General features: G+C 65.1%; 11 protein-coding genes and 1 pseudogene. 9 read left to right on the forward strand and 3 right to left on the reverse strand.

Going from position 1 to position 13,579, the window contains the following annotated elements:
- Position 1 precedes the first annotated feature (1 nt).
- Positions 2–910: a LysR family transcriptional regulator gene (locus tag AC0L23_RS07005; protein ID WP_085352820.1), complete on the reverse strand. Its 909-nt coding sequence runs from the start codon at positions 908–910 to the stop codon at positions 2–4.
- A 101-nt stretch (positions 911–1,011) separates the two neighbouring features.
- On the opposite strand from AC0L23_RS07005, the gene AC0L23_RS07010 reads away from it, so the two are divergent.
- The 8 genes and pseudogenes from AC0L23_RS07010 to AC0L23_RS07045 all read left to right on the forward strand — a co-directional run bounded on the left by AC0L23_RS07010 (position 1,012) and on the right by AC0L23_RS07045 (position 10,236).
- Positions 1,012–2,508: a CoA-acylating methylmalonate-semialdehyde dehydrogenase gene (locus AC0L23_RS07010; protein WP_018459217.1), complete on the forward strand. Its 1,497-nt coding sequence runs from the start codon at positions 1,012–1,014 to the stop codon at positions 2,506–2,508.
- A 24-nt stretch (positions 2,509–2,532) separates the two neighbouring features.
- Entirely contained in the window at positions 2,533–3,678 is a 1,146-nt protein-coding gene (locus AC0L23_RS07015) for an isobutyryl-CoA dehydrogenase (protein WP_018459216.1), read from the forward strand.
- Positions 3,675–4,742, forward strand: a complete 1,068-nt coding sequence (locus tag AC0L23_RS07020; RefSeq protein ID WP_018459215.1) for an enoyl-CoA hydratase/isomerase family protein — start codon at positions 3,675–3,677, stop codon at positions 4,740–4,742. The genes AC0L23_RS07015 and AC0L23_RS07020 overlap by 4 nt, the downstream gene beginning before the upstream one ends.
- A gap of 13 nt (positions 4,743–4,755) precedes the next feature.
- Positions 4,756–5,661: pseudogene (gene mmsB, locus AC0L23_RS07025) on the forward strand (3-hydroxyisobutyrate dehydrogenase); the annotation flags it as partial.
- A complete protein-coding gene (locus AC0L23_RS07030; protein ID WP_018459213.1) occupies positions 5,661–7,379 on the forward strand; it encodes an AMP-binding protein in 1,719 nt (572 codons plus the stop codon). The pseudogene mmsB and the gene AC0L23_RS07030, both read left to right, overlap by 1 nt.
- On the forward strand, positions 7,380–7,859 hold the full coding sequence (locus tag AC0L23_RS07035; protein ID WP_018459212.1) for a MaoC family dehydratase: 480 nt from the start codon (positions 7,380–7,382) through the stop codon (positions 7,857–7,859).
- 236 nt (positions 7,860–8,095) lie between these two features.
- Complete coding sequence (locus AC0L23_RS07040; protein WP_018459211.1) at positions 8,096–9,013, forward strand: SDR family NAD(P)-dependent oxidoreductase; 918 nt, start codon at positions 8,096–8,098, stop codon at positions 9,011–9,013.
- On the forward strand, positions 9,010–10,236 hold the full coding sequence (locus AC0L23_RS07045) for a BaiN/RdsA family NAD(P)/FAD-dependent oxidoreductase (protein WP_083926554.1): 1,227 nt from the start codon (positions 9,010–9,012) through the stop codon (positions 10,234–10,236). Before AC0L23_RS07040 ends, AC0L23_RS07045 begins: the two co-directional genes overlap by 4 nt.
- A gap of 9 nt (positions 10,237–10,245) precedes the next feature.
- On the opposite strand, the gene AC0L23_RS07050 is transcribed toward AC0L23_RS07045, so the two are convergent.
- On the reverse strand, positions 10,246–11,463 hold the full coding sequence (locus AC0L23_RS07050) for an MFS transporter (protein WP_018459209.1): 1,218 nt from the start codon (positions 11,461–11,463) through the stop codon (positions 10,246–10,248).
- 91 nt (positions 11,464–11,554) lie between these two features.
- Between AC0L23_RS07050 and AC0L23_RS07055 the strand changes: the two genes are divergently transcribed.
- The gene (locus tag AC0L23_RS07055) at positions 11,555–12,457 is read left to right on the forward strand and encodes a LysR family transcriptional regulator (protein WP_085352823.1); all 903 of its coding nucleotides are present in this window, start codon (positions 11,555–11,557) and stop codon (positions 12,455–12,457) included.
- Here AC0L23_RS07055 and AC0L23_RS07060 read toward each other — a convergent pair whose 3' ends face one another.
- A complete protein-coding gene (locus AC0L23_RS07060) occupies positions 12,458–13,537 on the reverse strand; it encodes an alanine racemase (protein ID WP_085353048.1) in 1,080 nt (359 codons plus the stop codon). It abuts the gene before it with no gap.
- Positions 13,538–13,579 lie beyond the last annotated feature (42 nt).

Here is a 13,579-nt window from a genome sequence, read left to right on the forward strand (position 1 = left end):
TTCAGAGCCCCGCAAACAACGCCCGCTCGCGCTCCACAATCTCGGAAATATAATCCGCCACCGCGCGGATGCGTGCGAGGTCCTTGCTGTCAGCGTGCATCAGCATCCAGAAGGTGCGGGTGATCGAGACCTCTTCCGCCAGCACCGCAATCAGCTGCGGATAGTCGGCCGCCATGAAGTGTGGCAGCACGGCGATACCGAAGCCGGCGAGCGTGGCGTTGAGTTGCGCGATTAGATTGGCGCTGCGCAAGCGTGCGGAGATCTTCGGCGACACCTGCGGCAGATAGTCGAGCTCGGGCGTGAACAAGAGCTCCTCGATATAGCCGACAAAGCGATGCTGCGGCAGCACCTCGCGCGAGGTGATTTTCGGGAAGCGTTCGAGATAGGCGGGCGCGGCATAAAGTCCGAGGCGGTAGTCGAGCAGTTTGCGGCCGACGATGCGGCCTTCCTTCGGCATGGTCAGGCTGATGGCGATATCGGCCTCGCGCTTGGAGAGGCTGAACAGCCGCGCGGTGGCCACCAGTTGCAGGTCGAGATCGGGATACCGGTCGGCGAACTGAGCGAGCCGGGGCGCCAGGAAGGCGGTGCCAAATCCGTCTGGCGCGCCGATCCGCACCGTGCCGGTCAGCCGCGCCACGGAGCCACCGACCTGCTCCTGGTTGGCGACGATGGTCGATTCCATCGCTTCCGCGCTGTCGGCGACGCGCTGGCCGGCCTCTGTCAGCAGGTAGCCGGTCTTGCGCCGGTCAAACAGCTTGGCCGAGAGGTGCTTCTCCAGCCGGTCGACGCGGCGGATCACGGTGGCATGGTCGACGCCGAGCTGTTTTGCCGCAGCCGAAACCGAGCCGCCCCGCACGATGGACAGCACGAAGCGGAAGTCGTCCCAGTCGATAGCGCCTTGATCCAGCATTTTCGCACATCTATGGTGCATTATCTCAGACTTGAATCCTATAAAATGCAGGTCGATAGGATTTGTCAAAGCGTTCAAGCTCGCCTCAAGGAGACCATTCCATGCGTTCAGTCGGACATTTCATTGGTGGCAAGGAGGTCAAGGGCACCTCGGGCCGCACCGCCGACGTTTTCGAGCCGATGACCGGTGACGTTCAGGCCAAGGTGGCGCTGGCGTCCAAGGCCGAGGTTCGCGCCGCCGTGGAAAACGCCCGCGCCGCGCAGCCGGAATGGGCCGCGACCAACCCGCAGCGCCGCGCTCGCGTCATGATGAAGTTCGTCGAGCTGGTGCAGCGCGACTACGACAAGCTGGCCGAACTGCTTGCCCGCGAGCATGGCAAGACCGTTCCTGACGCCAAGGGTGACATCCAGCGCGGCCTCGAGGTCGCGGAGTTCGCCTGCGGCATTCCGCATCTGATGAAGGGCGAGTACACCGAAGGCGCCGGCCCCGGCATCGACATCTATTCGATGCGCCAGGCGCTCGGCGTCGTCGCCGGCATCACGCCGTTCAATTTCCCGGCGATGATTCCGATGTGGAAGTTCGCTCCTGCGATTGCCTGCGGCAACGCCTTCATCCTGAAGCCGTCGGAGCGCGATCCCGGCGTGCCGATGATGCTTGCCGAACTGATGATCGAGGCGGGCCTGCCGTCCGGCATCCTCAATGTCGTCAACGGCGACAAGGAAGCGGTCGACGCCATCCTCGACGATCCCGACATCAAGGCCGTCGGCTTCGTCGGCTCCACCCCGATCGCGCAATACATCTACGAGCGCGCCGCCCAGACCGGCAAGCGCTGCCAATGTTTTGGCGGCGCCAAGAACCACGCCATCATCATGCCGGATGCCGACATGGACCAGGCAGTCGACGCACTGATCGGCGCCGGCTACGGTTCGGCCGGCGAACGCTGCATGGCCGTGTCAGTCGCGGTTCCGGTCGGCAAGGCCACTGCCGACCGCCTGATGGAAAAGCTGGTCCCGCGCGTCGAGAGTCTCAAGATCGGCACCTCGATCGATCCCTCCGCCGATTACGGTCCGCTGGTGACGCGCGAGGCGGTCGAGAAGGTCAAGGGCTATATCGACATCGGCATCAAGGAAGGCGCGACGCTCGCCGTCGACGGCCGCGGCTTCAAGATGCAGGGCTACGAGAACGGCTTCTATCTCGGCGGTTCGCTGTTCGACAACGTCACCAAGGACATGCGGATCTACAAGGAAGAGATTTTTGGCCCCGTGCTCTCGGTCGTGCGCGCGCACGATTACAAGGAAGCGCTGGCGCTGCCGTCGGAGCATGATTACGGCAACGGCGTTGCGATCTTCACCCGCGACGGCGACGCCGCGCGCGACTTCGCGGCCAAGGTCAATGTCGGCATGGTCGGGATCAACGTGCCGATCCCGGTGCCGATTGCGTATTACACCTTCGGCGGCTGGAAGAAGTCGGGCTTCGGCGATCTCAACCAGCACGGCCCGGATTCGGTCCGCTTCTACACCAAGACCAAGACGGTGACCTCGCGCTGGCCGTCCGGCGTCAAGGAAGGCGCGGAGTTCTCGATCCCGCTGATGAAGTAACCGTCGTTGGAGCGAAGCTAACAGATGCAGTTCGCTCTGAACGAGGATCAGATCGCGGTTCGCGACATGGCGTTGGCGTTTGCGGCGGAAAAGATCGCGCCGCACGCGCTGCGCTGGGACGAGGAGAAGCATTTTCCCGTCGAGGTGATGCGCGAGGCCGCCACGCTCGGCATGGGCGGCATCTACATCCGCGAGGATGTGGGTGGCTCCGCCATGACACGGTTCGACGCGGCGCTGATCTTCGAAGCGCTGGCGACGGGCTGTCCGACCACCTCGGCCTTCATCTCCATCCACAATATGGCGTCGTGGATGATCGATGCCTACGGCAGCGACACCCAGCGCCACAAATGGCTGCCCAAGCTCTGCACCATGGAGCTGATCGCGAGCTACTGCCTGACCGAGCCCGGCGCCGGCTCGGACGCGGCAGCGCTCCGCACCCGTGCCGTGCGCGACGGCGATCATTACGTTCTCAACGGCCAGAAGCAGTTCATCTCCGGCGCCGGCGGGACCGATCTCCTGGTCGCGATGGTGCGCACCGGCGGCGATGGCCCCGGCGGCATCTCGACGCTGGTCATCGACGGCAACACGCCGGGCGTCTCGTTCGGCGCCAACGAGCGCAAGATGGGCTGGAACGCGCAGCCGACCCGCGCCGTGATCTTCGAGAACGCCCGCGTGCCGGTCGCCAACCGGCTGAGCGAGGAGGGCGTCGGTTTCAAGATCGCGATGGCAGGCCTCGACGGCGGGCGTCTCAACATCACAGCGTGCTCACTAGGCGGCGCGCAGACCGCGCTCGACAAGGCGCGTTCCTACATGAAAGAGCGCAAGGCTTTTGGAAAACGCCTCGACGAATTCCAGGCATTGCAGTTCCGTCTCGCCGACATGGCGATCGAGCTCGAGGCCGCGCGTACGTTCCTGTGGCGCGCAGCGGCGGCGCTAGACCGCAAGGATCCCGACGCCACGATGCTCTGCGCGATGGCCAAACGCTTTGGCACCGATGCCGGCTTCGAGGTCGCCAACCAGGCGCTTCAGCTGCACGGCGGCTACGGCTATCTCAGCGAATACGGCATCGAGAAGATCGTGCGCGATTTGCGCGTGCACCAGATTCTCGAAGGCACCAACGAAATCATGCGGCTGATCGTGGCGCGCAAATTGATCGAGGGCGCCCGATGAGTGGAGCGGAGGAAGGCGATCTGGTCGCATGGGTCGAAGGCTCGGCCGGATTTATCAGGCTCAACCGCCCCAAGGCGATCAATGCCGTGACGCTGGAGATGTTTCGCGACATCGACAAGGCGCTCGACCGTTTTGAGGCCGATCCCGCCGTTGCCGTGATCGTGCTGGAAGGTGCCGGCGAGCGTGGCTTGTGTGCCGGCGGCGACATCCGTGCGCTCTGGGAAAGTTCGAAGGTCAATGGTGACCTCGGCAAGATCCTGTGGCGGGAAGAGTACATCCTCAACGCCCGGATCAAGAAATTCCCGAAACCTTATGTCGCCTTCATGGACGGCATTGTGATGGGCGGCGGCGTCGGACTCTCGGCGCATGCGAGCCATCGAATCGTGACTGACCGTACGAGGCTTGCGATGCCCGAGGTCGGGCTCGGTTTCTTTCCCGACGTCGGCGGCACTTGGCTGTTGTCACGCTCGCCGGGCGAGATCGGCACTTATTTCGGCCTGACCGGCCAGACCATGAACGGCCCCGATGCGATCCATGCCAGGTTTGCCGACGCGGTGGTATCGGCGGCCAAATGGCCCGAGTTGCGCGACGCGCTGACCAAAGTTCGCCAGGGCGTCACCGCGGCCGATGTCAGCAAGCTCATCAACGGTTTTGCGACCGGGGAGATCGCGGGGCCGGTCGCCGCAAAGGAGCCGGCGATCGACGCACTGTTCGGCTTCGACCGCATGCAAGACATTTTTGCCGCGCTCAAGCGCGACGGTTCCGAGTTCGCGCTGGCGACGTTGAAGGCGCTCAACGAAAAATCGCCGCGCGGCATGGTGGTGACGCTCAAGCTGCTGCGGCTCGCGCGCACCGCGTCGAGCCTGGAAGAATGCCTGGTGCGCGAATATCGGGCTGCGCTGGAAGTCTTCCGCAGCGACGACTTTCGCGAAGGCGTGCGCGCCGCCGTGATCGACAAGGACCGCAATCCGACCTGGTCGCCGTCGCGAATCGAGGACGTCACGCCGGACATGCTTGCGCACTATCTCGCCGAGATCGGCGCCGACGAATTGAAGTTCAACTAACAACGTCTTTCAAGCGGAGGAAACCAAGATGGCCACGATCGCATTCATCGGTCTCGGCAACATGGGCGGCCCCATGGCCGCCAATCTGGTCAAGGCCGGCCACAAGGTCGTCGCTTTCGACCTCGCCGAGGCCTCCCGCAACCAGGCCAAGGCCGACGGTGCCGGCATCGCAGAGAGCGCTGCGGGCGCCGTGAAAGGTGCCGATGTGGTCGTCACCATGCTGCCGGCCGGCAAGCATGTGCTCGGCGTGTGGGGCGAGGTCGTTCCCGCGATGACCAAGGGCGCGTTGATCATCGACTCCTCCACCATAGACGTCGAGAGCGCGCGGCAGGCGCATGCGCTCGCGGCCAAGCACGGCGTGCTTTCGGTCGACGCGCCGGTGTCCGGCGGCACCGGCGGAGCCAAGGGTGCGACGCTCACCTTCATGTGCGGCGGCGAGGACAACGCGTTTGCAGCGGCAAAGCCCGTGCTGGAGAACATGGGCAAGAAGATCGTGCATTGCGGCGGTGCCGGCGCGGGCCAGGCGGCAAAAATCTGCAACAACATGATCCTCGGCATTTCCATGATCGCCGTGAGTGAGGCGTTCGCGCTGGCCGAGAAGCTCGGGCTCTCGCACCAGGCGCTGTTCGACGTTGCCTCGACCTCGTCGGGCCAGTGCTGGTCGCTGACGACCTATTGTCCGGTGCCCGGGCCGGTGCCGACCTCGCCCGCCAACAACGACTACAAGCCGGGCTTTGCCTCGGCACTGATGGTGAAGGATCTGACACTGGCGCAGGACGCCGCCAAGGCCGCCGGCGCGGCGACGCCGCTCGGCAAGCATGCGCAGGAAATCTATCAGGCCTTTGACGCAGCCGGCCAGGGCGGGGTGGATTTTTCCGGAATTATCGAGCACGTTAGGGGGCTGGCCGGGAAAGCCTAATGACGACATTTCAGGAAGCGCGCGCGTTTCTGCTTCACAACCGCACGGACTATGAGACAGCGGTCAAGGGCTTCCGCTGGCCGGATCCGATTCCCTTCAACTGGGCGCTCGACTGGTTCGATGCCGAGCTAGCGGCGAATGCGGACAGCAAGGATCGTCCTGCGCTCTGGATCGTCGATGCCGCGCAGGATCGGCAGACCAAGCTCTCGTTCGGGGCGTTGTCGCGCCGCTCCAACCAGGTCGCCAACTTCCTCCGCGCGCAAGGCTTGAAGCGCGGCGATCATCTCCTGCTGCTGCTCGGCAATGTCGTTCCGCTGTGGGAGACGATGCTGGCCGCGATCAAGCTCGGCGTCGTCGTGATTCCCGCGACGACGCTGCTCACCGCCGACGAGCTGCGCGACCGGCTCGATCGCGGCAAGGCAAAGGCGGTGGTGGCCGCGCAGGACCAGGTTGCGAAGTTCGCAAGTCTTGGCGCCGATAATATCGTCCGCATCGTCGTGGGCGAGGCCTCCGATGGCTGGCTTTCCTATGATGACGCCGCAAGGGCGTCGGAGAGCTTTGCAGCCGACGGCCCGACCAACGCTGACGACCCGATGCTGCTCTATTTCACCTCGGGCACCACGGCAAAGCCGAAGCTGGTGCGGCACAGCCAGCGCAGTTATCCCGTCGGCCATCTCTCGACCATGTATTGGATCGGGTTGAAGCCCGGCGACGTCCATCTCAACATCTCCTCGCCCGGTTGGGCCAAGCACGCCTGGAGCTGTTTCTTTGCGCCGTGGAATGCGGGCGCGACCGTCTTTGTGGTCAACCAGCCGCGCTTCGACGCCAAGGGGCTGCTTGCCACCATTGGCCGCTGCGGCGTCACCACGCTGTGCGCGCCGCCGACGGTGTGGCGGCTGTTCATCCAGGAGAATCTTGCGTCGTTCAAGGTGGCCTTGCGCGAGGTCTGCGGCGCCGGCGAGCCCCTCAATCCTGAAGTGATCGAGCAGGTGCAGGCCGCCTGGGGCCTCACCATCCGCGACGGGTACGGCCAGACCGAAACCACGGCGCTGGCCGGCAACTCGCCGGGGCAAAAGATCAAGGTCGGCTCGATGGGCCGGCCGCTGCCGGGCTATCGCGTGCAGGTCAGCGACGCCGATGGTCATCCGGCCAAAGAGGGCGAGGTGGCTCTAGTGCTCGGCGAAAACCGCCCCGCCGGCCTGATGCAGGGCTATCAGGGCGACGACGGTGGGCTGTCCGGCGCCGAAGGCGAGCTTTATCGCAGCGGTGACGTCGTGTTCGAGGATGACGATGGCTATCTCACTTTCGTCGGCCGCTCCGACGACGTATTCAAATCCTCCGACTATCGCATCAGCCCGTTCGAACTCGAGAGCGTGTTGCTCGAGCACGAGCTCGTCGCGGAAGCTGCCGTGGTGCCGAGCCCGGACCCGATCCGGCTCGCGATCCCCAAGGCCTATGTGCTGCTGACATCCGGTGCGGAGCGTTCGCCGGAGACGGCGCTCTCCATCTTCAGGCATCTGCACACGCGCCTTGCACCGTTCAAGCGCATCCGGCGCCTCGAGATCGTCACGGAGCTGCCGAAGACGATCTCGGGAAAGATCCGCCGCGTTCAGCTGAGACGGCTGGAGCGTGACGACGACCGCAATGATGCCCTGCGCGGCCGGGAATTCCGCGAAGAGGACTTTCCGGAGCTGCCGAAAACACGGAGTGAGACCTAAGTGAACGAAGTCTGGAAGAAGCCGCCGATTTCCTTGGACGCCTATCAGGCCATGGTTGGCAAGGAGATCGGCGTGTCGTCGTGGCACCTGGTCGATCAGCCCCGCATCGACACCTATGCCGACGTGATCGAGGATCACCAGTTCATTCACGTCGACCCGGAGCGTGCGAAGAACGAGACGGCGTTCGGCACCACCATCGCGCACGGCTTCCTGACGATGTCGCTGCTGTCGATTATGTCCTACGAGGTGATGCCCGTCATCGCGGGCACCACGATGGGGGTCAATTACGGTTTTGACAAGCTGCGTTTCATCTCGCCGGTGCGCTCGGGCAAGCGCGTTCGGGGCCGTTTCGTGCTGGCGGAAGCCAAGCTGCGCAAGCCGAATGAATTGCAGTCGCGCACCAACGTCACCGTGGAAATCGAAGGCGAGGACAAGCCCGCGCTGGTCGCGGACTGGCTCGGGTTGATCTATTTCGCCTGAGTGGGCCGTCGCTGCCGGGCTTGACCCGGCAGCCCATCGCTGCTCAAAAGTTGTCCAAATCGGTGCGCTCGAACCCTCTCCCTCGCGAGAGAGGGTGGCGAAATCGAGCGGAGCGAGATGAAGCCGGGTGAGGGGTATCTCTCCACACGCTCATCTGCCGAGACAGATCCCTCATCCGGCGCTTCGCGCCACCTTCTCCCACAAGGGGAGAAGGGAAGACAGCACAAGGAAGCACAATGGCAATCAGGTTCGACGGACGCGTCGCCATCGTCACCGGCGCGGGCAATGGTTTGGGGCGCGCGCATGCGCTGGGATTGGCAAGCCGCGGCGCGAAAGTCGTGGTCAACGATTTCGGCGGCGCGCGCGACGGCAGCGGCGGCTCGCTGTCGCCGGCGGAGACCGTTGTCGAGGAGATCCGCAAAGCGGGCGGCACCGCCATGGCCGACGGCGCCGACGTCTCGAATTTCGAGCAGGTCACCGCGATGGTCGAGCGCGCCACCAAGGAGTGGGGCAGCGTGGACCTCTTGTGTGCCAATGCCGGCATTTTGCGCGACAAGTCGTTCGGCAAGATGGAAGCGGCCGATTTCCAGAAGGTGCTCGACGTGCACCTCGTCGGCACCTTCTATTGCTGCAAGGCGGCCTGGGCCGGCATGCGCGATCGCAACTATGGCCGCATCGTCCTGACGACGTCGTCCTCCGGCCTCTACGGCAATTTCGGCCAGGCCAATTACGGAGCGGCCAAGTCCGGCATGGTCGGCCTGATGAACGTGCTGGCGGAAGAAGGCCGCAAGAGCGACATCCGCGTCAACATCATCTCGCCGACGGCAGCGACCCGCATGACGGAAGAGCTGCTGCCGCCGCAGGCGCTGCAGTTGATGAAGCCGAACGCGATCACGCCCGCGGTCGAGTACATGCTGAGCGAGGACGCGCCGACCCGCACCATCATGGGCGCCGGCGCCGGCTCGTTCGCGGTGATCAAGATCGTCGAGAGCGAAGGCATCAACCTGCCGGAGTCCGAGTGGACCCCGGATGCGGTCGCGGCGCATTTCGCCGAGATCAGCGACATGTCAAAAGCGAAGGCGCTGCAGGGAGCTTTCGAGCAGACGCAGAAATACGTGGCGCAAGCCGCTGCGCGCGCCGGGGTAAAACTCTGACAGCGGTCGCCGTCATCGGCGCCGGCCCTGCCGGTCTGATGGCGGCCGAAGTGCTCGTGCAGGGTGGTGCTCGCGTCACCGTCTACGATTCGATGCCGTCCGCTGGCCGCAAATTCCTGATGGCCGGCCGCGGCGGGCTCAATCTCACCCACAGCGAACCGCTGCCTCAGTTCATCACGCGCTACCGCGAGGCGGCGCAGAGGTTGCAGGCTGCGATCGAAGCGTTTCCGCCTGACGCGCTGCGCGCCTGGAGCGAGGCGCTGGGCGAGCCGACTTTTGTCGGCTCCAGCGGGCGTGTGTTTCCGAAGGCCTTCAAGGCCTCGCCCTTGCTGCGGGCCTGGCTGCGACGCCTCGATGCCGCCGGCGTGCACTTTGCGTTTCGCCAGCGCTGGATGGGCTGGGACGGGGACGGACGACTGGTCTTTGACCCACCCGGCGGCGGAGACGGCATCGCCGCGGACGCGATAGTGCTGGCACTCGGCGGCGCCAGCTGGCCGCGACTGGGCTCCGATGGCGGCTGGACGACGATCCTGGCCGACAAAGGCGTTGCGATCTCGCCGCTGCGGCCGGCGAACTCCGGCTTCACCGTCGCATGGTCCGAAATCTTCCGCACGCGCTTCGAGGGCCAGCCGCTCAAGGGCATCACGCTCTCCTTCGGCCCACACCGCGCCCGCGGCGAGGCCATGATCACAAGCGGCGGGATCGAGGGCGGGACGATCTATGCGTTGTCGGCCGAGCTGCGCGAGGCGATCGCAGCGAACGGCGCAGCGGTCCTGCACGTCGCGTTGCGGCCGGATGTCGATCATGGCGAACTCGTCAAGCGCCTGTCCGCCTCGCGCGGCAAGCAATCCTTCTCCAACTTCCTGCGCAAGGCTGCGCAGCTGTCGCCGGTCGCGGTCGGGCTGCTGCAGGAGGCCACCATCGGTGCTGGCCAGTCGTTGTCGGCAATATCGGCCGAGCGATTGGCGGAGCTCATCAACGCCGTGCCGGTCAAGCTCACACGCGTCGCGCCGATCGCGCGCGCGATCTCCAGCGCCGGCGGGATTTCCTTCGATGAACTCGACTCGGACTTCATGATCCGCAAACTGCCGGGCGTGTTCGCGGCCGGTGAGATGCTGGACTGGGAGGCGCCGACCGGTGGCTATTTGCTCCAGGCCTCGTTCGCGACGGGAGCTGCGGCGGGCAGGGGTGTGTTGCGACGGCTCGTCCAACTGTCGTCCTGACCATCCGCATCATGACGTCCCGGTCCGGGTTGCGAGATCCGTGAGGAGGCCGAGCACGCCGAAGCTTGCCGCCACCGCGCAGACCATCGTCCAGCCGCCAAAACTCCAGGCCAGCGATGCCGCCGCCGCGCCGATGCCACCGCCAACGAAGAACAGCGCGACGAACAGGCCGTTCATGCGACCGCGGGCCTCGGGGCGCAACAGGTTGATGGCGCGGCGGCCCAGCGTCTGATCGGTGGTGATGCCGACGTCGAGCAGGATCGTGCCGAGGCTCAGTACCAGCAGACCGGTGATCTGGGATTCAAGCACGCTCGCCCAGGCACAGAGCGCAAGCGAGCCGATGATGAGCAGATGGGCGGCAAAGAACATCGGCCGCGCCCGGCCCTTGTCGCCCCAGCGTCCCGCGATCGGTGTCGCCGCGGCGCCCGCCACACCGATCAGCGCGAAAGCCGCAATTCCCTTGGCGTCGAGGTCGAACGGCGCATCCGGCAGCCGCAGCGCGACCGCCGACCAGAACGCCGTGAAGGAGGCCATGACAAGCGAGGCGGTCCAGGCCCGCACGCGCAGCACCGGCTCTTCGCGCAGCAGTCTTGGAAAGGACAGCAGTAAGTCGGCGTAACTCGCGCGTGCCGACGGTCGAAGGGTTGGAAGGTAACGGGCGAGTGCGCCGGCAAGCAGGGCCATCAGAGCGGCCGAAACGACATAGTAGGCGCGCCAGCTCCAGAGATCGGCGATCAGGCTCGCCGCAGGTCGTGACAAGAGGATGCCGATCATCAATCCGCCCATCACCTCGCCGATGGCCTGACCGCGGCGATCCGGCGCCACCATAGATGCGACCAGCGGAACCATCATCTGGATCGCCGCGCAACAGGCGCCAAGGATGAAGGTGGCGAGCAGCAGAAGCGCAGGCGTCGGCGCGAGCGCCGTCGCGAGAGCGGCGAGGATCGCGCAGCCGAGTGTGCGGAGGATGACAAGCCTGTTCTCGACCAGATCGACAAGAGGCACGAGCAGCAGCAGGCCGAGTGCGTAGCCGAGCAAGGTCAGCGTGCTGATCAGCCCCGCCTGCCACGCCGGCATGGACATTGACCGGCCGATCAAGCCGAGCAGGATCTGTGGCGCGAACAGATTGGTGACGATGACACCGGCGGTGATCGCGCCGAGCCAGATCAGCGGCCGCTCGGCGAGCTGGTTTCGGGACGCAGGCCTGATGGTTTCGGAGACAGTCATGGGACCTCGCAGCTGTAGCGCGAGACCCTTTAAGCGGAGCGAGCAATATGCTACAATTCAAATAAGCCTATAAAGAATATGCGGGTTTGTTATGAATACCCATGACCTTGTCGCTTTCGTCGCCGTGGTCGAGACCGGATCGATCGTCGCGGCATCGGCGCGTCTCAACCTCACCCAGCCCGGCGTGACCCGGCGTATTCAGAATCTCGAGGAGATGCTGGGGGCGCAGCTACTGGATCGGCTCTCGAAGCCCCTGAAGCCGACGGCAGCGGGCCATGAAGCCTACGAGCAGGGCAGGCGTCTGCTCAGGATGCTGGAGGACCTCAAGTCCGGCGTTGCCAACGACGGAATGGTCCGCGGCGAGTTCAGGCTCGGTCTGACGCCGTTTCTCTCGGAGGCAGGCCTGACCGCACCACTCGATGCGGTGCGCGCCGAATTTCCCGCGCTGGCGGTGCGGGTGGTCTCCGGTTGGTCGCCGAACCAGCTCGAGCGTGTCTGCCGCAACGAGCTCGATGCAGCCGCGATTTGTCTCCCCGACGGTGCAGTGCCGCCCGCCGATCTGGCGGCCGACGATCTCGGCGCGCAGCCCGTCGTCTTCGTCGTCGCACGCGAGATGAAGATCCCGCGCACCGTCGACCTGGAACGGCTGTCCCAACTGTCGTGGGTGATCAACCAGGACGGCTGTGGATTTCGCGATACGCTGAAGCGAAAATTCGATGCCTCGCATCTTCCGTTCAACATCGCCGTCGAGGCGCTGGACAGTGAGCTCCGCCTGTCGCTGGTGTCGCGCGGCCTCGGCGTCGGGCTGGTCACCCCGATCGCCCTCAAGCGCAGCGCATTTCGCGACAGGCTCAAGCCGGTCGCTGCGCGCGACTTCAAACCCGCCGTGCGCGCATGGGTGGTGCATCGCGCCCCCGCCGGTCGGCTGGAGCGGCCGATCAAACTCTTTCGCGATGGATTGGTCCGGGAACTCGAGGCACTGATCGGGGGCTAGCTATCGCAGCTTCCCCCGTGCCGCCACCGGCAGCGTGCCGATGATCTCCTCGCCGCGCACCATCACCACTTCGTCCATCATGTTGACGACGACGCAGACATGATTTGGCACGACCCGCACGACGTCGCCGACGTTAGGCCGGGTGTTGCTGCGGGAGAGGTCGAGGAAGCCGTGCTCCTCGGCGAAGCGTGCGATCTTCGCTTCGGGGTGCTCCAGGATGAGGCCGTGGCCGTCGAGGCCGCCGGTGTCCGTCGTCAGAGTCTTTGAGCCGGCGTCCAGAATCCCGCGCTCAGGCGCGGCGCGGCTGACCACGGTCGAATAGATGTGCAGCGCGCAGTCGTCCCAGGTGGCGACGCCGGCCGCGACCTGCATGCGGTCGTTATAGATGTAGGTGCCGAAGCGATGCTCGGTGCCGCCCTTGAGCTTGCCGAGGTTCTTCAGGTTCGGCGTCCCGCCGGTCGAGACGATTTTTGCATCCAGCCCGTGTGCGCGCACGCCGGCCAGAGCTTCGTCATAGAATTTTTGGGCGTCCGCCCAACCAGTCTCGGTCGGATACAGCATGAAGCCGGCGAATTGCAGGCCCTTGGATGCGGCAATCTCCTGCGCCAGTGCAATCGCCTCGGCGGGCGTCTCGACGCCGGCGCGCTGGCGGCCGGTATCGCATTCGACCACGACCGATAGCGGTCGACCTGAGGCTGCGGCGGCCTTGGGCAGGCCGGCGACGACGGTCGAATTGTCAGCGGCGACCGTCATGTTGGCCTTCGCCTGCAGCGCCCCTAACCGCGCCATCTTCTCTTCGCCGAGCAGGTTGTAGCTGATCAGGATATCGTCGATGCCGGCATTGACCATGATCTCGGCTTCACCGAGCTTCTGGCACGTGATGCCCTTGGCACCGGCCGCGATCTGCATCTTCGCGATGGTGGGGTTCTTGTGCGTCTTGACGTGGGGACGGTTGGCGATCCCGGCGTCGTCGCAAGCCTTCTGAATCCGCGCGATGTTGCGCTCTACCTTGTCCATGTCGATAACGGCGCAGGGCGTGCCGTATTCGCGGGCGATCTTGGCGGCAAGGGTCGTTGTCATGGAAGTCTCTGAGTTGGCGCGCATCCCGTTTGCAAAAGCGGT

The organism is Bradyrhizobium sp. MI1.4, assembly GCF_055811315.1.